Source organism: Mesorhizobium japonicum MAFF 303099 (assembly GCF_000009625.1).
In the GTDB taxonomy this organism is placed as follows: Bacteria; Pseudomonadota; Alphaproteobacteria; order Rhizobiales; family Rhizobiaceae; genus Mesorhizobium; species Mesorhizobium japonicum.
On the sequence record NC_002678.2, the window covers coordinates 866,521 to 887,062 of the forward strand.

At 60.0% G+C, this 20,542-nt stretch carries 20 protein-coding genes, 1 tRNA gene and 3 pseudogenes; 11 read left to right on the plus strand and 13 right to left on the minus strand.

The genetic code is table 11. From position 1 onward, the window contains the following. Positions 1 to 390: 390 nt before the first annotated feature. The gene (locus MAFF_RS39005) at positions 391 to 837 is read right to left on the minus strand and encodes a hypothetical protein (protein ID WP_157865921.1); all 447 of its coding nucleotides are present in this window, start codon (positions 835 to 837) and stop codon (positions 391 to 393) included. Positions 838 to 2,073: 1,236 nt separating this feature from the next. Between MAFF_RS39005 and MAFF_RS37465 the strand changes: the two are divergent. Continuing rightward, positions 2,074 to 2,238 (plus strand): annotated as a pseudogene (locus MAFF_RS37465) (JAB domain-containing protein); the annotation flags it as partial. 360 nt (positions 2,239 to 2,598) lie between these two features. Then, complete coding sequence (locus MAFF_RS05295) at positions 2,599 to 3,378, plus strand: hypothetical protein (RefSeq protein WP_010909852.1); 780 nt, start codon at positions 2,599 to 2,601, stop codon at positions 3,376 to 3,378. Positions 3,379 to 3,459: 81 nt separating this feature from the next. Here the strand turns inward: MAFF_RS05295 and MAFF_RS40560 are convergent. From MAFF_RS40560 to MAFF_RS05320, 6 genes and pseudogenes are all read right to left on the minus strand, one after another. After that, positions 3,460 to 3,738 (minus strand): annotated as a pseudogene (locus MAFF_RS40560) (SMP-30/gluconolactonase/LRE family protein); the annotation flags it as partial. Between the two features lie 30 nt (positions 3,739 to 3,768). Beyond that, positions 3,769 to 3,924, minus strand: coding sequence for a hypothetical protein (locus tag MAFF_RS40565; protein ID WP_244420725.1), 156 nt, complete (start codon positions 3,922 to 3,924; stop codon positions 3,769 to 3,771). A gap of 38 nt (positions 3,925 to 3,962) precedes the next feature. After that, positions 3,963 to 4,925, minus strand: a complete 963-nt coding sequence (locus tag MAFF_RS05305; RefSeq protein ID WP_010909854.1) for a 3-keto-5-aminohexanoate cleavage protein — start codon at positions 4,923 to 4,925, stop codon at positions 3,963 to 3,965. Further along, positions 4,922 to 5,869, minus strand: a complete 948-nt coding sequence (locus MAFF_RS05310; protein ID WP_010909855.1) for a 3-hydroxyacyl-CoA dehydrogenase — start codon at positions 5,867 to 5,869, stop codon at positions 4,922 to 4,924. Before MAFF_RS05310 ends, MAFF_RS05305 begins: the two co-directional genes overlap by 4 nt. A 10-nt stretch (positions 5,870 to 5,879) precedes the next feature. Further along, entirely contained in the window at positions 5,880 to 6,686 is an 807-nt protein-coding gene (locus tag MAFF_RS05315; protein ID WP_010909856.1) for an SDR family oxidoreductase, read from the minus strand. Positions 6,687 to 6,699: 13 nt separating this feature from the next. Further along, a pseudogene (locus MAFF_RS05320) lies at positions 6,700 to 6,883 on the minus strand (hypothetical protein); the annotation flags it as partial. A 194-nt stretch (positions 6,884 to 7,077) separates the two neighbouring features. On the opposite strand from MAFF_RS05320, the gene MAFF_RS05325 reads away from it, so the two are divergent. The 7 genes from MAFF_RS05325 (at position 7,078) to MAFF_RS05355 (ending at position 13,020) form a co-directional block, all read left to right on the plus strand. Further along, complete coding sequence (locus MAFF_RS05325; protein WP_010909858.1) at positions 7,078 to 7,758, plus strand: GntR family transcriptional regulator; 681 nt, start codon at positions 7,078 to 7,080, stop codon at positions 7,756 to 7,758. Between the two features lie 134 nt (positions 7,759 to 7,892). Next, positions 7,893 to 8,777, plus strand: coding sequence for a cytochrome c oxidase subunit II (coxB, locus tag MAFF_RS05330; protein WP_010909859.1), 885 nt, complete (start codon positions 7,893 to 7,895; stop codon positions 8,775 to 8,777). 22 nt (positions 8,778 to 8,799) lie between these two features. Beyond that, positions 8,800 to 10,569, plus strand: coding sequence for a cytochrome c oxidase subunit I (gene ctaD / locus MAFF_RS05335; protein ID WP_010909860.1), 1,770 nt, complete (start codon positions 8,800 to 8,802; stop codon positions 10,567 to 10,569). After that, positions 10,566 to 11,270, plus strand: coding sequence for a cytochrome c oxidase subunit 3 (locus tag MAFF_RS05340; protein ID WP_010909861.1), 705 nt, complete (start codon positions 10,566 to 10,568; stop codon positions 11,268 to 11,270). Before ctaD ends, MAFF_RS05340 begins: the two co-directional genes overlap by 4 nt. A gap of 13 nt (positions 11,271 to 11,283) precedes the next feature. Then, entirely contained in the window at positions 11,284 to 12,003 is a 720-nt protein-coding gene (locus tag MAFF_RS05345; RefSeq protein WP_010909862.1) for a heme-copper oxidase subunit III family protein, read from the plus strand. 9 nt (positions 12,004 to 12,012) lie between these two features. After that, positions 12,013 to 12,414 (plus strand): cytochrome C oxidase subunit IV family protein, encoded by a 402-nt coding sequence (locus MAFF_RS05350; protein WP_032930518.1) that lies wholly within the window; start codon positions 12,013 to 12,015, stop codon positions 12,412 to 12,414. A 132-nt stretch (positions 12,415 to 12,546) separates the two neighbouring features. Next, positions 12,547 to 13,020, plus strand: a complete 474-nt coding sequence (locus tag MAFF_RS05355) for an aminoacyl-tRNA deacylase (RefSeq protein WP_010909864.1) — start codon at positions 12,547 to 12,549, stop codon at positions 13,018 to 13,020. 180 nt (positions 13,021 to 13,200) lie between these two features. Here MAFF_RS05355 and MAFF_RS05360 read toward each other — a convergent pair whose 3' ends face one another. From MAFF_RS05360 to tig, 5 genes are all read right to left on the minus strand, one after another. After that, positions 13,201 to 14,013 (minus strand): DUF2189 domain-containing protein, encoded by an 813-nt coding sequence (locus MAFF_RS05360; RefSeq protein WP_010909865.1) that lies wholly within the window; start codon positions 14,011 to 14,013, stop codon positions 13,201 to 13,203. Between the two features lie 467 nt (positions 14,014 to 14,480). Next, positions 14,481 to 15,416, minus strand: a complete 936-nt coding sequence (locus tag MAFF_RS05365; RefSeq protein WP_010909866.1) for a heme o synthase — start codon at positions 15,414 to 15,416, stop codon at positions 14,481 to 14,483. 123 nt (positions 15,417 to 15,539) lie between these two features. After that, entirely contained in the window at positions 15,540 to 15,920 is a 381-nt protein-coding gene (locus MAFF_RS05370; RefSeq protein ID WP_032933484.1) for a c-type cytochrome, read from the minus strand. A 153-nt stretch (positions 15,921 to 16,073) separates the two neighbouring features. Then, the gene (locus MAFF_RS05375; protein ID WP_044547796.1) at positions 16,074 to 16,598 is read right to left on the minus strand and encodes a hypothetical protein; all 525 of its coding nucleotides are present in this window, start codon (positions 16,596 to 16,598) and stop codon (positions 16,074 to 16,076) included. Positions 16,599 to 16,762: 164 nt separating this feature from the next. Beyond that, a complete protein-coding gene (gene tig / locus MAFF_RS05380) occupies positions 16,763 to 18,241 on the minus strand; it encodes a trigger factor (protein ID WP_010909869.1) in 1,479 nt (492 codons plus the stop codon). 358 nt (positions 18,242 to 18,599) lie between these two features. Between tig and MAFF_RS05385 the strand changes: the two genes are divergently transcribed. Beyond that, positions 18,600 to 18,684 (plus strand) — tRNA-Leu (locus MAFF_RS05385). 150 nt (positions 18,685 to 18,834) lie between these two features. Then, the gene (locus tag MAFF_RS05390) at positions 18,835 to 19,536 is read left to right on the plus strand and encodes a class I SAM-dependent methyltransferase (RefSeq protein ID WP_010909871.1); all 702 of its coding nucleotides are present in this window, start codon (positions 18,835 to 18,837) and stop codon (positions 19,534 to 19,536) included. Positions 19,537 to 19,651: 115 nt separating this feature from the next. Here MAFF_RS05390 and MAFF_RS05395 read toward each other — a convergent pair whose 3' ends face one another. Then, positions 19,652 to 20,062: a RidA family protein gene (locus MAFF_RS05395; protein ID WP_032930521.1), complete on the minus strand. Its 411-nt coding sequence runs from the start codon at positions 20,060 to 20,062 to the stop codon at positions 19,652 to 19,654. Positions 20,063 to 20,542: the final 480 nt, after the last annotated feature.

Here is a 20,542-nt window from a genome sequence, read left to right on the forward strand (position 1 = left end):
CAAGAATCTCTGCGACTAAAAGTGGTAACCTTAGGGCCGCAAGACCTGTATAATATCCTGCCTGAATCGTCACGTAGCATGACGCAATACCGGATGCTAAAATCTGGACCTTATCTCTAGGGTTCGTCGCCGCATCCGCAGACGCAAGAACGCCAACAAGATCAATGACGGCTCCCAATTTATTGTAAATAGCGGGGACCCTAACCCAATCTGGATTAGCACCACGCAACTTGACCGCGACTTCCACAAACCCTTGGGTGAAGCTAGTTAAGAAATTAGCCCAATAAGTCGCATCTTGGTCAGTCGGGTTGGTCAGCAAAGCTCCCGAATATGCATCAAAAGTGAGTGCTCCATGATTAGCAGACGTGAGTGTATAATAAGTTGGATCGCTCATTTCGCGTCATCACCAATTTTTTGATTTTTGACAAAAAGGAAAACATCAGGAAACGCCAGCAAGCATATAGAAATCAAAAACCCATACGCAAAAGATTCAGCTACGGTCAGAGTTTTGTCGTTGACAACAAAAATAGAAAGAGCCACACAAATATATATAAACTTTGCAAAATTACTTAGCCGTCTATTTCCGCTATTTCCGTACAAAATATTATTAAGAGATGAAACTTCATGCGAATCTTTTAAAATATAACCAGTAAGAATCAGTCCACAAATTAGCACTGAATACGACAAGAATGAATGTACACTCTGCCCGACAACTTCAAGATAGCGCAACAAAAAAATTGCTGCAACAATGGTTACAGATGACCACACCGACCACGCGACAAACCTTCTTTTCTCACCAAATATTATATACATATACTTCCCGATACGGGACTCCAACAATTTCCTGATGCCATAGTGGAGCCCTTCCTGTGTATTTGAGGCGATTGACGCCACTCAAGCTGCAACGAGATCGGTAACATAACCGTGATGGCCTGTTAAGAGCCCGTGAAGCAATAGGAGAAGAAAAACTTCGCTATTTTATAAGAAATTTCTAATTTACACTTTAATGCACCGTAGATGTATCGGCGCAGCTTATCTCCCAGGGTATTGCGATAACAGTAAGCTTTTTGCTGCGCTGCCTGCGGCCCAACATCGGAGGCAGGCGCGCCTGGTCTTGAAGCCACCCGATGCGGGCGGGGCCTGCGGCGCACGTTTACCGCGGTCCACAGCAACTATGCGGGCATCATCCCAGCTCGGTAAAAAACATCGCATTTCTGGAAGGGTCGCGCCGGTGCGCTCGCGATGGGCTGAGCCGGTTATGCGAGACACTGGCCGGCGATTGCTGCTCATGATGATATCGGCGCCCATGCCGCCTCAATAGCGAGGCTATGCATTAGGCTCGCTAATATTCCGTCGGCCCGGCGGAGCAGAGCTATCGCATATCTTTGTCCCTTTAATTTTTGGAGGCCTTGACAGGAGAGCTGTGAATCCGACTCCTTTAGGCGGATTGGGCGTACAAGCTTGGCAGCCGCACGGTTTGGGGATGCAAGTACCATCTGGCTTGGTTGGCAAAACACCGTTCTGTGCATGAGAAAATCTCAATCGATACCTTGACGTGTTGTATATGCATGAACGGGCAGGCGGGCCAGACGGCTCCCAAGGCTCTTCTTCATACCGACACTTGAGAATTTTCCCAGCCCTTTCGGGTATCGCTCTGAGTGCAGTGTCGACGGAAATGCTGGAATGACGCCTTCCGACAAACCGCGACATTGAGCACATTCGCCGAGCTTGTCTTCTTTCGGGTAGCCGCAAGACTTACCCCGATGACCGAGATGAGGCGCAAAGCTGTCATCATCGCCTGAGCGCGCCAATGCAGCGCCGAGTCACGGTGAGAAGCCAAGGTCATCGCGGCGGCACTCGCGTTGCGCCAAGATCAGTCGTTCAGGGAGCTCAGAACAGATAAGCACTCGGAAGCCGTTGTTGATCGGTACGTCACAGTACCGAGCGGATGCGATTGTGACCAAGCGTGAAGATCACAAACGGTCATTTGATACATGCCCCAGTCGACGGCACCACCCTTCCCTCACTTGATCACAAGTGATTGATAACTATTGCGAATATGGCCTCGGTAGTTTGATGCACAACCACCCGTCAGGCGATCCGACGCCATCGCGCGCCGACATCGAGATGACGAAAGAGATCATCGAAGCGGGCAAACGGCTGGGCATCGCCGTGCACGACCACATCATCATCGGCCGCAAGGGATACGCCAGCATGAAGGGCCTGCTGCTGATCTAGGGCGACGACCAATATGGCGGCCAGGTCGTCTTCGCCGAGAGGAAAGCCAGGGCGTTCCCGCTTGATGCATCGACCAGGCTTTCGTTATCGACTTCCCGTATTCCAACGTGTTTCTGACCCACCGCTCGGCGATTTTGTCTGACAGCTAGGACCATGGTCCTGGCTGTCATCGGACTTCAGTAGCAAAGCGACCTCATGGCGTTTATTTTCATGAAATATCAAATAGTTATGCCGTCGCCATCACCGAGATCGCGCATTGCGACCGCATTTGTCTAAAGTTTACTCCGTACGATTAGTGGATTCTCATATTACGCTGATCTAGCTCGGTTGGGCGGAGGCGGCGATTCCCGAGGAGACACCATGACAAACCGAAAAACTCTGTTCGCCGCGCTTGCCGCATTGGCGCTTCTGGCGTCGCCGGCGCTCGCCGGCAACGGGAACGGCGGCGGCAATGGCGGCGGCCACGGCAACGGTGGCGGCCATGGCAATGGCGGCGGCAATGCTGGCAGCAACGGCAAAGGCAACAGCGGTGCCTCGCATGGCAAATCCGCGTCGGCCCCGGGACAAGTTGGCAAGGTGGACGCTGACGCAACAGCCGACACCACGGTCGACACGACCACCCAGGTCTCATCCGTGTCGAAGGAGAAAAACATCCATGCCAAGCTCGGCCGGCTGAATTCGCTGCAGCGCAACGTCAACGCCTACATGAATTCCAAGAGCAAGAAGTTCGCTGGCCTCCAGGCCTTCGTGACACAGTCCGCGAAAGCCAAGGTCGCCCAGGCCGCGGCCGAGACGGCAGCCGCCACGGCCGCCGCCGCGCAGGCCCAACTGGATACGTTGAATGCCAAGTTGACCGCGCTGCAGGCTGATCCGACCGCCACGGCTGCGCAGATCCAAGATGTGAAGGATCAGATCACCGCCCAGCAGGCCGTTGTCGACGCCGATAATGCAGCGGCCGACCAGGCAGAGGCGAAGGCAGCCACGGCGACCGTCGGCACCGACCCGGCATCGCTCGATGCAGCGCTGACGGATATGGCCAACAAGCCGGTCGATGACGAGGTCACGGCCTGGGCCCAGGGTGTCCTTGCCGACAAGATCGACCAGATGGCTACCAAGATCGAAGCGCAGACGACGCCTTAGGCGTCGACTGAAACGGTAGTAGCCAAAGGCCGCCGAGCTCCCGCCCGGCGGCTGAAGACATGGCACTGCCAGAGCCGCCCGTCAGCCGCCGAAGCGGGGTTCTGGAACGGCCGTCACGCCGAGGCCGGTGATGGCGAACAGGCTGCCGCGCAGGACACCGTCACCGGGAAAGCGCGGCAGCGGCGGCTTGGCCATCGAGGTGACATAGAGCGTATCGAGTTTCGGCCCGCCGAACATGACGCTGGTGATCTTTTTCACGGGCATATCGATGATACGATCGACGGTACCGTCCGGCGCAAAGCGCACCTGGCGGCCGTCATAGACCAGCGCATTCCACAGATATCCCTGCGCGTCGACGGTCGAGCCGTCGGCCGCAGGTGCGGCCTATCTTCATCGGCACGTCCCAGCAGCGAACTCGCGCCCATCAGCGGTGGCGCGGAACACGCGCCCGTCGAAGCTGTCATCCAGTAAAGGCGCTCCTGTTCGACGTCCCAGAGCGGGCCCGCCCAGCGTCGTCTTCACGTCCACCACGACTTCGATCTTCATTCCATCCTTGTCGGTTTGCAGCGATTGGTCGGCAGGGGTCAGAAGGCGACCTTGTCGCCACCTTTCAGGGACAGGATCTCGCGCGCCTCGTCCGGCGTCGCCACCTCCATGCCAAGCCCTTCGATGATTTTGCGCGCCAGCACGACCTGTTCGGCGTTCGACTTGGCGAGCTTGCCCTTGCCGGCCCACAGGCTGTCCTCCAGCCCGACGCGGATGTTGCCGCCGAGCGCTGCCGATTGCGCGGCGATGCGCAGCTGGCTGGCGCCGGCGCCCAGTACCGACCAGCGGAACTGGTCGCCGAACAACCGGTCGGCGGTGCGCTTCATATGAGCGACGTCTTCCGGATGGGTGCCGATGCCGCCGAGCAGGCCGAACACCGACTGCACGAAGAAGGGCGGCTTCACCAGCCCGCGATCGGCGAAGTGGGAGAGGTTGTAGAGATGGGCAATGTCGTAGCACTCGAACTCGAAGCGCGTGCCATTGTCGTAGCAGGTCGCAAGGATGTATTCGATGTCCTTGAACGAGTTGCGGAAGACGAGGTCGCGAGTCGCCTCCAGATGCGGCTTTTCCCAGTCGAACTTGAAGGTCTCGTATTTGTCGGCGAGGTGATAGAGCCCGAAATTGATCGAGCCCATATTGAGCGAGGCGACCTCAGGCTTGAACTGGGCGGCCGGGCGCACGCGCTCCTCGACCTTCATGTAGGGGCTGCCGCCGGTGGTGATGTTGATGGCGGCATTGGTGCCCTGCTTAACGCGCGGCAGGAAGCGGGCGAAGGCCTCCGGCGTCTGGTCGGGCTTGCCGGTTTCCGGGTCTCGCGCATGCAGGTGCAGGATCGCAGCACCGGCCTGCGCCGCGGCGATCGCCTCGGAGGCGATCTGATCCGGGGTGATCGGCAGATAGGGCGACATGGTCGGCGTGTGGATCGCGCCCGTCACCGCGCAGGTGATGATGACCTTGCCCTTGGCCGCCGATGCGCCTGATTTGCGGCTGGTTTCTTTCATTGTCCGAACTCCTGATCCGATTTCTTCTTGTGCGCCGCCAGCGCCATCAGCCGGCGATCCCGCCAGACCTGCCGGTCACCCAGGCTTCCCCTTGGCAGGCGCTTGCTGCGCTCGGCCTCGACGGTTGCCATGACCTCGCCCGCCCAGTCGACGCGGCGCAGCATCTGCGGGAAGATGTTGGAATAAATGCCCTGGTAACGATCGACATAGTCGCGCACGCCGCCGGGCGCGTTGAGGTCGATGGTCTCGAACGGTCCCATGAAGGACCAGCGCAGCGCCAAGCCGTCGCGGATGCCGATATCGACATCCTCGACACTGGCGTAGCCGTCCGCGACAAGCCGGAAAGCCTCCTCCAGCAAGGCCCCTTGCAGGCGGTTCATGATGAAGCCGTCGAGCTCGCGCCTCATCACCAGCGGCGCGTGGCCGGCATCGATGAGGAAGGCGCGCGTCTTCTCCAGCGTCTCGGCGGAGGTCCAAGGCGCCGGCACCACCTCTGCCGCCGGAATGAGATAGGGCGGGTTGATCGGATGCACGACCAGGCAGCGGTGCCGCCCCTGCAGGTGGTCGGTGAATTTCGACGGCAACAGCGCCGAGGTGGAACTGGCGATGATCGTTTGCGGCCCAGCAAGCCTATCGATCAGCGAGAACACCTCCCGCTTCACATCGAGGTTTTCAGGCGTGTTCTCCTGGACATGGGCGGCATCGGCCAGCGCTTCCGCCAGATCGCCGACGGTGGCGATGCGGCCAAGCACGGTGTCGACGGATTGCCCGCGCAGTAGGTCGTTCGCGGCGAGATCGCCGAGCACGCCCTCTATGTAGTCGCGCGCGCCACCCGTCGCGGCAGGCGACTGGTCCCACATGCGCACATCATGGCCGGCGCGGGCGAAACTGATCGCCCAGGCCCGCCCGATGAACCCACTTCCGACAATCGCGACATTGGCCATGGATCGATCCTCACAGTGTTTCGACGTTGCCGTCGACGCCGAGCGATTGGCCCGAAATGTTGATGCCCGCGTCGGAGAGCAGGAACGCCACCATCGAGGCGACGTCATACGGGCTGGTCATGCGGCGCAGCGAGATGTTCTGCAAATAGCGCCCGGTCATCTCCTCGTGGCTGATGCCGACCTGCTTGGCGCGCGCCGCGATGACGCCTTCGATGCGTGGGCCCTCGATGATGCCGGGCAGGATGGCATTGACCCTGATGCCGTGCGGCCCAAGCTCCTTGGCGAGGCTCTGCGCGAAACCAATGACGCCGAATTTGGCCGCCGAATAGGGCGTGCGGAACGCGTAGCCATGGCGGCCGGCCGCCGACGACATCGACACGATCGAGCCGCCGCCGGCCGCCTTGATCAGCGGCACGGCGCGCCGGGCGCAGAGGAACTGGCCGGTCAGGCAGATGTCGATGCAGCGCCGCCAGTCGTCCGGTTCGATCTCGTCGACACCGCCGGTCGGCCCGGCAATGCCGGCATTGTTGACCAGCGCGTCGAGCCCGCCGAGTTTTTCCTTGACCGTCTCGAACAGCCGGTCGACGTCCTCGTCGCGAGAGACATCGGCCTTGACCGCCGCGACCAGGTCGATCTTGCCGGGAGCCGCGGCCAGCGCCTCGTCGGAGATGTCGCACACGATGATACGTGCTCCGAGCCGCGACAGCGTGTCGGCGATGGCGAAGCCGATGCCGCCGGCGCCCGCCGTCACCAGCACGCGCTGCCCTTTCAGCCCGGCCAGAAATTCGTCCGCCGATACGGGTGCCTTTGCGCTCATCGTCCTGTCCTTTTCATTGCAGCCGCCGTTCGCGCAGCGCCATGAAGGCGCTGAAAACGACCAGCCCGTAAAGAAATTGCCTTGGTGGCGTAGGGCAGCGTGGTGCCGGCCAGCAGCATCTCCAGCGCCGTCAAAAGCAGTACGCCGCCGAGCATGCCGAGATTGCGGCCGCACCCGCCGGTGATCAGCGCTCCGCCGAATGCCTCCCGAGGGCCCAAACCGAAGCCCTCCTCATTCGATGTCGGAGATCGTATCATCATTTGATCAATGATCAATGATGAAATATCTTTACATTCGAGCCGCGATCGCCAACGTTTGACGCGGCAGCCGGAACCCTGCATTCCGGGAACGGGTTGTGGCGCGGCCTTTGCGCCGAAAGGTTTGATGGGAAATGGCCGGAGCGGCGTTCAGGAAGCCTGGTGTCGAGATCGTGCCCCTGTCCAGGGAGACCTTGCAGGACAGGGTCTATCGCCATGTCACCGAATTGATCCTCGACGGCAGCATCGTGCCCGGCGAGATGGTGACGGTGCAAAGCCTCGCCGACGCCTTTGGGGTCAGTCCGATGCCGGTCAGGGAGGCGTTGCGGCGGCTGACTGCGGCCAATGCCTTGATGGTCGTTTCAGGGCGCTCGATCGGCATTCCCGCACTCAGCCGCGCGCGCCTCATCGATCTCAGGAATGTCCGCTTCGAGATCGAGGCGATCGCCGCCGCCTGGGCGGCCGAGCGCATCGACGATCAGGGCATCGCGCAGCTCGGCCAGCATCTGGCAGCGCTGGAACAGGCCAATGCGGCGGGAGACGTCAAATCCTATCTGCGCGCCAACTATGCCTTCCATTTCTCCATCTACCGGGCGGCCGGCTCGGAAAACATCCTCAACATCATCGAGAATCTGTGGCTGCAGATCAGCCCCTATTTCAACATGCTGCATGATTCCGGAAACTATTCGACCGCCAACGAGCACCACCAGGCGATGTTCGCGGCGCTGCGCAACCGCGACGCCGAGGCCGTCCGCCAGGCGATCCGCGCCGATATCGACGCCGCTTTCGACGTTCTGGTCGACCTGCTCAAATAGGTCGCGGCGGCAAAAGACGCGATTTTTTCCGTCAGGATAGTCGCCTCTGGAATTGACCCCAAATTAAGCTATGATGCGCTTGGTATTTCTTGGCGGCGGCTTCGCTCCCCCCTCGAATGCCGGAGGAACGGGACATGGCCGTAGCGCTTGTACTCGTTTTGATCGTCGTGGGCTCAGTGTTGTTTCACCTCCTGAGCCCATGGTGGTGGACGCCGATTGCCTCGAACTGGGCCTATATCGACAACACCATCATCATTACCTTCTGGATCACCGGCGTCGTCTTCGCTGCCGTCGTGCTTTTCATGGCCTATTGCGTGTTCCGCTTCCGTCATCGGGAGGGAAACCGCGCCGCCTACGAACCGGAGAACAAGCGGCTCGAATCGTGGCTCACGATCGTCACCGCGGTCGGGGTCACGGCGTTGCTGGTTCCCGGCCTGTTCGTCTGGAGCCGATTTGTTACCGTTCCACGCGACGCGACTGAGGTCGAGGTCATTGGCCAGCAATGGCAGTGGAGTTTCCGCCTGCCCGGCAAGGACGGCAAGCTCGGCACATCGGATACGCGCGACGTTGGTGCCGACAATCCGCTGGGGATCATCCCCAGCGATCCCAATGGTCGGGACGACGTCGTGGTCGAAGCCGCCGATCTGCATCTGCCGGTCGGCAAACCGGTCAAGATGCTGCTCCGCTCGATCGATGTGCTGCATGATTTCTATGTGCCGGAATTCCGCGCCAAGATGGACATGATCCCGGGCTCGGTGACCTATTTCTGGTTCACCCCGACCAGGACCGGAACCTTCCAGGTCCTGTGCGCCGAGCTTTGCGGCCAGGGACATCCAATGATGCATGGCGTCGTGATGGTCGATACCCAGGAAGATTATGTGGCCTGGCTCGGCCAGCAGCAGACTTTTGCACAATTGTCGGCCCCCAAGCAGACGGGGTCGGCGGACGAGACGACGGGACGGACGGCGGCACCGGGTCCCGAAATTGCAGCAAGGCTCGAAACGGTCGGGTCTCGCTGAAAAAGGACACGGAGGTGTTCCTATGGTCGACATCACCCCTGCAGATGGCATTCCGCCGGCCGAAGTCGCGGAAGTCGAACTCTACCATCCGCACAGTTGGTGGACCAAATACGTCTTTTCGCAGGACGCCAAGGTCATCGCCGTCCAGTATTCGGCGACGGCAACGGCAATCGGCCTGGTCGCCCTGGTGCTGTCCTGGCTGATGCGGCTGCAGCTTGGCTTTCCCGGCACGTTCGACTTCATCACCCCGGAGGCCTACTACCAGTTCATCACCATGCACGGCATGATCATGGTGATCTACCTGCTCACCGCCCTCTTCCTCGGCGGCTTTGGCAACTATCTGATCCCCTTGATGGTCGGCGCGCGCGACATGGTCTTCCCCTATGTCAACATGCTGAGCTACTGGATCTACCTGCTTGCCGTGCTGGTTCTGGTGTCGAGCTTCTTCGCGCCCGGCGGACCGACGGGGGCCGGCTGGACGCTCTACCCGCCGCAGGCCATCATGAGCGGGACGCCAGGCGGCCAGGACTGGGGCATCATCCTGATGCTCTCCTCGCTGATCCTGTTCATCATCGGCTTCACGATGGGTGGCCTCAACTATGTCGTGACCGTGCTGCAGGGCCGCACGCGCGGCATGACGATGATGCGCCTGCCGCTGACCGTCTGGGGCATCTTCACCGCAACCGTCATGGCGCTGCTCGCCTTTCCGGCGCTGTTCGTCGCCAGCGTGATGATGCTGCTCGACCGCGTCCTGGGCACCAGCTTCTTCATGCCGGCGATCTCTGAAATGGGTGAGCAGCTGCAACACAATGGCGGCAGCCCGATCCTGTTCCAGCACCTGTTCTGGTTCTTCGGCCATCCCGAGGTCTACATCGTGGCGCTGCCGGCCTTCGGCATCGTATCCGACCTGATCAGCACCCATGCGCGCAAGAACATCTTCGGCTACCGGATGATGGTCTGGGCCATCGTCGGCATTGGCGCGCTGAGCTTCGTGGTCTGGGCGCACCACATGTATGTCAGCGGCATGCACCCCTATTTCGGCTTCTTCTTCGCCACCACGACGCTGATCATCGCCATTCCGACGGCCATCAAGGTCTACAATTGGGTGCTGACCCTATGGCGCGGCGACATCCATCTCACCATACCAATGTTGTTCGCCCTGGCCTTCATAGTGACCTTCGTCAACGGCGGGCTGACCGGCCTGTTCCTTGGCAATGTCGTCGTCGATGTTCCGCTATCCGACACGATGTTCGTCGTCGCCCATTTCCATATGGTCATGGGTGTCGCCCCGATCCTCGTGGTTTTTGGCGCGATCTACCATTGGTACCCGAAGGTCACCGGCCGGATGCTCGACGAAACCCTGGGCCGGTTCCATTTCTGGGTCACCTTCCTCGGCGCCTACCTGATTTTCTTCCCCATGCACTACCTCGGCCTGATGGGCGTGCCGCGGCGCTATGCTGAACTGACCGACATGACGATCATGACGGAGTCGGCCCATCACCTGAACTCGTTCATCAGCGTCATGGCCTTCATCGTCGGCTTCGCCCAGATGGTGTTCCTGTTCAACCTGATCTGGAGCATCCGCCATGGCCGCGAGGCCGGCGGCAATCCGTGGCGGGCCACGACCCTCGAATGGCAGACGCCGCAAACACCGCCGGCCCACGGCAATTTCGGCAAGGACCTGCCGATCGTCTATCGCTGGGCTTATGATTACAGCGTACCGGGCGCCAAGGAAGACTTCATCCCGCAGAACATGCCGGGCTCCTTCGGCCCCTCAAGGGAGCCGGCATGAGCGTCATCCTGGTCTTCCTGCTCGTCATTGCCGGTTTTGCCGGATGGTGGCTTTCGCACCAGAGGCTGATGGCGAAGCCATGGCTCGAGCAAGGTCTGGCCGGTGATCTTGTCGGCCTCGACCGGTCGGCTCTGCCAACCGCCAAGATCGGCCTCGGCGTTTTCCTCGCTGTCGTCGGCTGCCTGTTCGCGCTTTTCACCAGTGCCTATTTCATGCGGATGGCGGTGTCGGACTGGCAGCCGTTGCCCCTGCCGCGCCTGCTCTGGCTCAACACCGGCGTGCTGATCCTGAGCAGCGTAGCCCTCCAATGCACCTCGGTGGCGGCGCGCAGGGGTCAGATCGACACCGTCAGGCTCGGCCTTGCCACGGCCGGGCTCACGGCGCTCGCCTTCCTGGTCGGACAGCTCATGGCATGGCGGCAGCTGACCGCCGACGGTTATTTCCTGGCCTCCAATCCGGCCAACAGTTTCTTTTACCTGATAACCGGCATGCATGGCTTGCACGTGTTGGGAGGGCTGGTGGGTCTGGGCAGGACCACCACGAGCGCCTGGACTGGAACGCGGCCGGAACGGCTTCGCCTCGGCGTGGAACTATGCGCCATGTACTGGCATTTCCTGCTTTTCGTCTGGCTTGCCATCTTCGCGCTGCTAGCCGGCTGGGCCGCGACGTTCATCGACATTTGCCGGCAGTTGCTGACTTAAGGGGATCAAGCGAATGGCAGAGACACTGACGCATATCGGCCAGACGGAGCCACGGCCCACAGGCTGGCGAGGCATTGCCGCCGATTGGTCCTCGGATCAGCGTGCGTTCAAGAACGTGTCCTGGGGCAAGGCCATGATGTGGATCTTCCTGCTCAGCGACACCTTCATCTTCGGTTGCTTCCTGCTCGCCTACATGACCGCGCGCATTTCGACACGCGAGCCGTGGCCCAATCCGAGCGAGGTCTTTGCGCTGCGTATCGGCGGCTCGGAAATCCCGCTGATCCTTATTGCCATCATGACCTTCGTGCTGATCTCAAGCAGCGGGACGATGGCCATGGCGGTCAATTTCGGCTATCGCCGCGACCGCCGCAAGACGGCAATCCTCATGCTTCTGACCGCGGCACTTGGCGCGACCTTTGTCGGCATGCAAGCCTTCGAATGGACCAAGCTGATCACCGAAGGGGTACGGCCCTGGGGCAATCCCTGGGGTGCTGCACAATTCGGCTCGTCTTTCTTCATGATCACCGGTTTCCACGGCACCCATGTGACGATCGGGGTGATCTTCCTGATCATCGTGGCGCGAAAGGTCTGGCGCGGAGATTTCGACACCGGACGGCGCGGTTTCTTCACCAGCCGCAAGGGCCGCTACGAGAACGTCGAGATCATGGGGCTGTATTGGCACTTCGTCGACCTGGTCTGGGTGTTCATCTTCGCTTTCTTCTATCTTTGGTGAGAGGCAGACATGGCTGAAGCAACCGCAAACGGCCTCGGACAACACGCACTTCATGCTGGTCATGCACATGAAGCGCCGGCCGCCGCCGCCCGTGCCGACGTGCATCAGGAACACCCGATCAAGCTCTATCTGGTGGTATGGGCATGGCTGTTCATCCTCAGCACCTGCTCCTACCTGGTCGATTATTTCGGCCTGCAAGGCTATCTCAGGTGGTCGTTGATCCTGATCTTCATGATCCTCAAGGCAGGGCTGATCGTCGCCGTCTTCATGCACATGGCCTGGGAACGGCTGGCGCTTGCCTATGCGATCATCCTGCCGCCAATACTGGTGCTGGTGTTCGTGACGATGATGGTCTTCGAAGCCGACTACACGCTTTTCACCCGGCTGGCATTTTTCGGAGCCGGCCCCTGACGCGCAAACCGTAGTCAGATGTTGCCGTCGAGCCTCGAACCATCAGCAACTGGTCCATTTTAGTACCGGAAACGGGAGAGTGACTGCCCTCGTTTCCCCACGCGTCGCGAACTCCGGCAAAGGGAGGCCAAGATGACGATCGCAACCAGACTGAAGGACTTTATCGACGAGAAGGGAGTTTCATACGACACAGTCGCCCACCATCGCACGTCCACCAGCAGACAGTCCGCCATTGCGGCGCATGTGCCCGGCAGCATAGTGGCGAAATCGGTCGTGGTTCACCACGAACTCGGCTATGCGCTGGCCGTGGTTCCCAGCACCCACAGGATCGAGCTCGGCACATTGCAGAGCGTCATGGACAAGCGTCTCGGATTAGCCTCCGAAGACGAGGTGACTTCGCTCTTCGCCGATTGCGACACCGGCGCCATCCCGCCGATCGGCGCACCCTATGATGTGCCGGTGATTGTCGATGAAAGCCTTGGTGATGCCGCCGACATTTACTTCGAAGGCGGCGACCACAGAACGCTGGTGCATGTCAGCGGCGAGGATTTCCGCAACTTGACCATGGGCGCATACCGCGCCCGCTTCAGTCACCGGGCTTACTGACGGCTTCGATCAAACCCGCACCGGCATCCTGAGCAATTCGAGGAAAAGCGTGATCGGTTTTCCCCGGGAAAGCGCGTAGCGCTTTCCCTTGCGAATTGCGTTAAAACAAAGAGATAGAGCATTTTACCGTTTCCGCGAAACGGTAAAATGCTCTGGCCGATGCGGTGAGGCGAGACGTCCTCAACTCGTCGGTCTGGCGGGCGACTCCACAACCTTGCGGTAGACGTGCCAGGTGGCGTGGCCGAGGATCGGCAACACCACGGCGAGCCCGGCGAACACCGGCAGCGAGCCGATGATCAGGCCGACGGCGACGATCAGCCCCCAGACAGCCATCACGATCGGGTTCGTCAGGACCACGCGCACCGACGTGTGTATCGCTTCATAAGCACCGACATCGCGGTCGAGCAACAATGGGAAGGCGACGACCGTCGTGCACAACACCACCACGGCGAAGACAAAGCCGATGGCGTGCCCCAGTATGATCAGCGTCCAGCCGCGTCCGGTGGCAAATATCGCGTTGATGAAGCTAGATATCGATTCCGGCGGAGCCGGACCGAAAAGATATTCGTAAAACAGCTTCGCCGTCAAAAGCCACGTGATGAAGATTGCAAACAGCATGATCCCTACCGCGGCGATGGCCGGCAGCGCCGGAGAATTCCTGACCTCGAAAGCGTGCCTCCAGGAAGTGTCGAGTCCGGCTTCCCGTCTACGGCTGATTTCATAGAGGCCTATCGCCGCGAATGGGCCAACCAGCGCAAAACCAGAAACCAGCGGAAACAACAACGGCAAAGCATTGGCGCCCGAGGTCCAGGCGGCGAGCACGACGCCCACGAGTGGATAGATCAGGCAGAGAAAGACGATATGCGACGGTTTGACCATGAAATCATCGACGCCCCGCTTGAGCGCGTCAAAAAGGTCGGAAACAGCGATTTTTCGAATTCTGGTATGTTCCAGCGTCTCGCTGGCGCCTGCTATCACATGAAAGCTTGCCATGACCGTTCCTCCAGACTGGTCCGGAAAGGTCGCGGTTTCGCGGTGCTGTCGTCTGCGGAACTGGCCACGCAAACCGCGACCTGCACCGCCACCAAATATACTCTCTTGTGAGAGACTTGTCGCCCGTTGTCGGCACGGATAGCGGGACGAGCCGCACGGCTGGCTCTGGAGGCCCTTCTTCGATATGCTCACGCAGCGCCGCGTGTCCCTTTGGGCACGTAAAGACGCTGGATCACTTGGATTGGCGCATGATCCTTTGCGAACCGGAGATCGGCTAAGCAGGGTCGATCCCGATCTTCAGGACCATGCACCGGGTCGAAGGCGAAGGTCATGGACGCAAGGACGCTTCTCATACTCGGCCTCGGCATAATCATTCTGCTGTTTCTGGGATTCTGTGCGCTGCCATCGTGACGCACTGCAGCGTCTATGGCACTTGCCGACCGGCCAGAGCGGTTCGCGATCTGCGCTCAAGCCCCGACTGACATCAGCGCGCGCATGGCAATGGTGTCGGCAAGCAGCGCGGCGAAGACCGCGAAAAGATAGACGATCGAATAGGCAAACAGCGCCTTGGCGGGTTTCAGCTCCGTTTCGGAAGCGGCCCGAACCTTCCAGGAATGCCAGATGAAACCGACGCCCAATGCGGCCGAGGCGATTCCGTAGTAGCCGCTGGTGAATCCGAACGCCCAAGGCAGCACGCCGACCGGCGCCAGAAGCAAAGCATAGGCAAGGATTTGCCTTCGCGTCGAAGCAGGGCCGGCCACATTCGGCATCATCGGAATGCCGGCAGCGGCGTAGTCGCCAACCTTGAACAGCGCCAGCGCCCAGAAATGCGGCGGCGTCCACAGAAAGATGATCAGGAACAGGACGAGGCTTTCAACGCCGACGGCGCCAGTTGCGGCCGCCCAGCCAATGACAGGAGGAAGGGCACCAGCCGCGCCGCCGATGACGATGTTCTGCGGCGTCGAGCGCTTCAACCACATCGTGTAGATGACGATGTAGAAGAAGATGGTGAAGGCCAGCAGCGATGCGGCAAGCCAGCCCACCAGTACGCCGAGTGTCATCACCGAAAGCGCGGAAAGCACAAGGCCGAAGCCGAGAGCTTCGCCCGGCGTGACGCGGCCCGACGGAACCGGCCGCTTTGATGTGCGCGACATCAGCGCGTCGATGTCGGCGTCATACCACATGTTGAGGGCCCCCGCCGCTCCTGCTCCGATCGCAATCGCAGCGATTGCAATCACGGCGATGACCGGATTCACAGCGCCAGGCGCCACCATCAGGCCAACGAAAGCGGTGAATACGGCAAGCGCCATGACCCGCGGCTTCAAAAGCGCGAAGAAATCCGCCGCCGTCGCTTCCGAGAGGCGGATGGAGGTATCCTTGAGGCGGCCTTCCCTAGTCGACATCCCAGACGACCACCGATGGAATTAGGCAAGCCGGGCGATGATCCCGCACCGAACGCCCGCGTCCTTTGATCTCGATAAGATCACGGTAAAACAAGGCGTTGGATGGATGGCGGAGGAGCCAGGTCACTTGGAGAACGTTTTCAGATAGGCAATGACGTTGGCCACGTCTGCATCGTTCTTGAGACCGGGAAACGTCATCTTGGTGCCTTTGACCATGGCCTTGGGATCGTGAAGGTAGGTCGTCAGCGTTGGCTCGTCCCATTTGACGCCGGATTTGCCTGCCGCAATCATGGCATCGGAATATTTAAAATCCGGATGCGTACCGGCCGTGCGGCCGATGACGCCGTGCAGCGACGGGCCGATCTTGTTCTTGTCCTCGTTTGCGATGTGGCAGACTTGGCATTTGGTGAAGACCTTCTCACCAGCCGCGGCATCCTGTGCCCGCGACGGATGCGCGATGAAGATCGTAACGGACACCGCAGCGAAAAACGCTAGAGCGCGCATGGCATTTCCTCCCCTGATCGCCATTTATGCCTCGGACGATCGCGCCTGGGCAGAATATCCCTCCCCAGTGGAATTGCGCTACCAACATACCATGGAATCCAGGCGGCGGGTAGAAAAAGCCAAGCATTGCGAAGGTTTAGAACCCGGCCACGCTCAAGGCGGATCCGTCCGGCAGCTTCCGGCGATCTGCTCGACCGCCTCTTCAAGTCCTGCCAGCTCGAAATCCGCCTGGCCGCGGCCTGACAACAAGCCGAACCGCCAGGAAAGCGACAGTCGGCTTGCGGGAACAAGGCGCTTGATGCCGTCGGCACCGTCGCGCACCAGCATTCGGCCGCGTGACCCGACCGACCAGCTCTCGTCGAACTTGCCGCCGCCGTCCACGGTGACCGACACGGTGATCTTGCGGCTGGCCGAAACCCCGTCATTCAACTGCAGCCATTCGGTCCAGCGCGGCTCGCCGTCAGCCCGGCAGGCAATGGTCAGCACCGGGCTGTAACTCAAGGCGCCACCGCCCGTGATCAGCTTGTTGGTGCCATGAAGCGAAGCGGTGACAAGGCCATCGTCATCCGTGCCGAAGCGCCACTCGCCGGCAAGCGCGTCGGCTTGGGCGAGATCGCAGGCAAAGGGCAGAACGAGCGCCAGGGCGACGGCACGCCCCGTTTCGAAGAATAGGCTCAACGCCCCCTCCAGGAACCACACGGTTTGCAGCAGCTGCGCAGATAATGCTCAACGCCAAGTATCGCCAAGTGCCGCTTTCCGCAAAGCGAATCGGCTGTTGCAGTTCCGCAACGAAAAAGGCCGCCTCAAGGGCGGCCTTCGTCGATTCCATGAAGCTCGGGACCTTATTCGGCGTCCTTGGCTGCCTTTTTCTTCGGCGCGGCCTTCTTCTTCGGCTCTTCAGCCTCGTCCTCGTTCGCCTTGGCTTCAGCCTTCTTGGCCGCGGCCTTCTTCGCGGGCTTGGCCTTGGTCGTGGTTTCCGCGTCCTCGTCGTCGGCCATCAGCTCTTCCTTGCTGACCTTGACGTCGGTCACCGAAATCTGGCCGAGAAGGTGGTCGACCACCTTCTCCTCGAACATCGGTGCGCGCAGCGCATTCAGCGCCTCGGGGTTGCTGCGGTAGAACTCGAAAGCTTCCTGCTGCTGGTTGGCCGGGAAGCGGCGAACCTGCTCGAACAGGCCGCGCTGCAATTCCTCGTCCGATACGGTGACGCCGGCCTTCTCGCCGATCTCGGCAAGCACCAGGCCGAGGCGCACGCGGCGTTCGGCAAGGCGCAGATACTCGGCGCGGGCTTCTTCTTCGGTCGTCTCTTCGTCAGCGAAGGTGCGGCCGGCGGCTTCAAGGTCGCGGGTGACCTGGGCCCAGATGTTGTTGAACTCGGCGTCAATGAGCTTCGACGGCGCCTCGAACGAATAGGCGGCATCGAGCTGGTCGAGCAGCTGGCGCTTGACCTTCTGGCGCGTCATCGAGCCGAACTGGTTCTCGATCTGGCCGCGCACGATCTCACGCAGGCGCTCCAGCGATTCCAGGCCAAGGTTCTTGGCGGTCTCGTCGTTGATTTCCAGTTCGCCCGGCTTCGACACTTCCTTGACGGTGACGTCGAAGGTGGCTTCCTTGCCGGCCAGATGTGCCGCCTGGTAGTTTTCCGGGAAGGTCACGGTGACCTGCTTTTCGTCACCGGCCTTGGTGCCGATAAGCTGATCCTCGAAGCCCGGAATGAACTCCTTGGAGCCCAGAACCAGCAGCTGGTCGGTGCCGGCGCCGCCGGCAAAGGCCTCGCCGTCGATCTTGCCGACATAGTCGATGCTGACGCGGTCGCCTTCGGCGGCCTTGCCGGTCTTCGGCTCATAGCTGCGTGCGGATTCGGCGACGCGCTTGACCTGGTCGTCGATCTCGGCGTCCGGCACGTCGAACACCTGACGTGTCACCTTGATGTCGGAGAAATCCTTGATCTCGATCGCCGGGATGACCTCATAGTTGAGGCGGAATTCGAAGTCGGTGCCACCGGCCAGGATCTTCTCGGCTTCCTTCTCGTCCTCGGTCATGATGACTTCGGGCTGCATGGCGGCCTTTTCGCCGCGGCCCGTGATGATCGAGCGGGTCGAATCGTTGAGGATCTCATTGACCACTTCGGCCATGAACGACTTGCCATAGACCTTGCGAAGGTGCTGCACTGGCACCTTGCCCGGCCGGAAGCCGTTGATGCGAACCTTGTTGCGGGCGTCCGACAGCCGCGCCATCAGCTTGGCTTCCATGTCACCGGCCGGCACGGTGATCTTGATCTCGCGCTTGAGACCGGAGTTGAGCGTTTCGGTGACCTGCATCGTAAAACCTTTGTTTTCACCAATGAGACTGCCACGGCCTCTGCCGCTTACAGCCTGCCGGTATAATCTTGCCGGGAATGGCTTTTGGTACGGAACCTGGCGATTTGACCGAAATTACGGCTCAAACTCTCCCAAACTGCGTTCCAAAATGTGAATAAGTTCTTGTTTTTCCTACTTCTTTTCACATTCTGTAGAAGCGGATCGTCGCGTCCCGTCACATTCGACACGCCTTTTGTCACAGGCGAGCCTAATTTTCAACCATCTTCGCGTTTAGGCGAATAACCAACATTTCGGCCCTGACAAGACATCTCGTCTGCGACATTGACAGAATGATGGCTACATGGGATTGCCGGACGATGCGGATGTGGCGGAACTGGTAGACGCCCTGGATTTAGGTTCCAGTGCCGAAAGGCGTGGGGGTTCGAGTCCCTTCATCCGCACCAACCGACCGTGGCTGTTTTATTCGGCCTCTTCCTGATCTTGGCATTATCTTTCCTCGGCGCGGCCATGCGCCTGTCGAGAATCCTACTGATTGATCGCTGAGGAATAGCCGGCAATGGGATCCACTCATTTGCCAAGAAGCGGCGGGTCATATGACGCTCGATTACTGGAACAAGGCGCACATCTGTGGGTTGCTCTCGGTTCGCTTCGGGCTCACGAGCTACCTTGAAATCAACACGAGCACCACTGGCTTCAGGTACGCGGAAGCAAGGCAATTGGGTTTTCAGCCCTGCATGCGCCTGGTGTATCGGACGACAGAGCTGCCGCTCGATGGCCTCCCTGTCGATTTCTCCTCCGCTGATGACGATATCGCGGCATGTCTCGAGGACACACGCCTGAAGGGACAGACGTTCGACCTTGTGTTCGTCGATCCGCATCACACATACGAATGCTCGGCGCGGGATATCAGGGAAGCTTTCCGCATGGTCTCGCCCGGCGGTGCGGTGGTGGTACATGACTGCCTGCCCCCTCACCGGGCTGCAGCCAATCCCTCCTTTTTTGACGGCGAGTGGTGCGGCGTGACCTACAAAGCATACATCGATTTCGTGCTGGGCAATCCAGATCTCGACTATTTCACCATCGATGCCGATTACGGCTGTGGCATCATTCTGAAACCCATCGGGATTGGCGCGAAGATAAAGAACTGGCTGCGCGCCCGGCGGGTTCGCAAGTTGAAGGGCGAGTGGCATGCGATCGGAGACGATTTTGATGCGGCGTTCGACAAGCTTGTGACCGACAAGACAAGACTTCTGCGCCTCGTCGACTTTAGCCTGCTTCGCAGAAAGCTTAGCTGAAAAAATTCTGTCACCCATTCGCATGGATGCCGCTCATGGCAATCATTCGGAGAGGCGACGACACCGAAGCCATCTGCCCGACATCGGCCCACCCATGTCTCAAAGACCTGGCACGCTAGCTTCTGACGGCCTCGTCAACAACCGCTATCGCGTCGACCTCTATGAGGTAGCCTGGGGACATTATCGCCACCCCGACCACCACATTGGCTGGTTTGTGATCTCCAAACAGCGAAATCTGCGCTTCTTCGATGATCGGCACGTGTTCGTCCCGCTTATAATCGACAATGTAGATTGTGATCTTGCAAACCTGTTCGGGCCGTGCGCCTGCCGCACGGAGCGCTCGGCCGAGATTGCCGAATGCCAGGCGCGCCTGCGCCGCGAAATCACCATGCCCAACCAGCTTGCCGTTTATGTCTTCGGGCTGCTGACCTGAGACGAATACCAGCTTGGATCCCGTCGCGACGACAACCTGCGTGTACATCTCTGGAACTGGCAGATCATCGGGGTTGATGAGTTCGAGCGGCACTGAACAATCTCCTGCTTCGTTCGACTGAAACGCCATTGGTGATCACCGCGTCGCTGGCATATAGCGATAGCGGCGATAGGCGTGGCGATCAGCGGCTTGGCCCCGCGCGAAATCCGGGGCGACGAAGCGCTAGCCAACGCGCCGATTGGGCTCAACGCTATCGATACGGCTGACGCAGTGCATCTCGCATGGGGTGTCCGGCGATGATTGATCAATCGACAGCGCACTGTCAATCGATCCTGCCGACGTGCGGTGGCGCACCCACATGTCGCCGCAGCATGCGGATTTGGCGGAACTGGTAGATGCCCTGGATTTAGGTTCCGGTGCCGAAAGACGTGGGGGTTCGAGTCCCTTCATCTGCACCAATGTTTTCGGCGAATGGCCGCTCCCAACGAAATCCAACTTTCAAGAAAGACCCTTGAAATAGTTCGCTGAGAGGTTCTTACTTGCAGCGGGCAGGTTGGGGCTCTGTCGAGCTGT

Coding starts and splice junctions, on each gene's coding strand:
- MAFF_RS05295 (WP_010909852.1), top strand. CDS start 2,599: ATGACAAACCGAAAAACTCTGTTCGCCGCGCTTGCCGCATTGGCGCTT.
- MAFF_RS40565 (WP_244420725.1), bottom strand. CDS start 3,924: ATGAAGATCGAAGTCGTGGTGGACGTGAAGACGACGCTGGGCGGGCCC.
- MAFF_RS05305 (WP_010909854.1), bottom strand. CDS start 4,925: ATGAAAGAAACCAGCCGCAAATCAGGCGCATCGGCGGCCAAGGGCAAG.
- MAFF_RS05310 (WP_010909855.1), bottom strand. CDS start 5,869: ATGGCCAATGTCGCGATTGTCGGAAGTGGGTTCATCGGGCGGGCCTGG.
- MAFF_RS05315 (WP_010909856.1), bottom strand. CDS start 6,686: ATGAGCGCAAAGGCACCCGTATCGGCGGACGAATTTCTGGCCGGGCTG.
- MAFF_RS05325 (WP_010909858.1), top strand. CDS start 7,078: ATGGCCGGAGCGGCGTTCAGGAAGCCTGGTGTCGAGATCGTGCCCCTG.
- coxB (WP_010909859.1), top strand. CDS start 7,893: ATGGCCGTAGCGCTTGTACTCGTTTTGATCGTCGTGGGCTCAGTGTTG.
- ctaD (WP_010909860.1), top strand. CDS start 8,800: ATGGTCGACATCACCCCTGCAGATGGCATTCCGCCGGCCGAAGTCGCG.
- MAFF_RS05340 (WP_010909861.1), top strand. CDS start 10,566: ATGAGCGTCATCCTGGTCTTCCTGCTCGTCATTGCCGGTTTTGCCGGA.
- MAFF_RS05345 (WP_010909862.1), top strand. CDS start 11,284: ATGGCAGAGACACTGACGCATATCGGCCAGACGGAGCCACGGCCCACA.
- MAFF_RS05350 (WP_032930518.1), top strand. CDS start 12,013: ATGGCTGAAGCAACCGCAAACGGCCTCGGACAACACGCACTTCATGCT.
- MAFF_RS05355 (WP_010909864.1), top strand. CDS start 12,547: ATGACGATCGCAACCAGACTGAAGGACTTTATCGACGAGAAGGGAGTT.
- MAFF_RS05360 (WP_010909865.1), bottom strand. CDS start 14,013: ATGGCAAGCTTTCATGTGATAGCAGGCGCCAGCGAGACGCTGGAACAT.
- MAFF_RS05365 (WP_010909866.1), bottom strand. CDS start 15,416: ATGTCGACTAGGGAAGGCCGCCTCAAGGATACCTCCATCCGCCTCTCG.
- MAFF_RS05370 (WP_032933484.1), bottom strand. CDS start 15,920: ATGCGCGCTCTAGCGTTTTTCGCTGCGGTGTCCGTTACGATCTTCATC.
- tig (WP_010909869.1), bottom strand. CDS start 18,241: ATGCAGGTCACCGAAACGCTCAACTCCGGTCTCAAGCGCGAGATCAAG.
- MAFF_RS05390 (WP_010909871.1), top strand. CDS start 18,835: ATGACGCTCGATTACTGGAACAAGGCGCACATCTGTGGGTTGCTCTCG.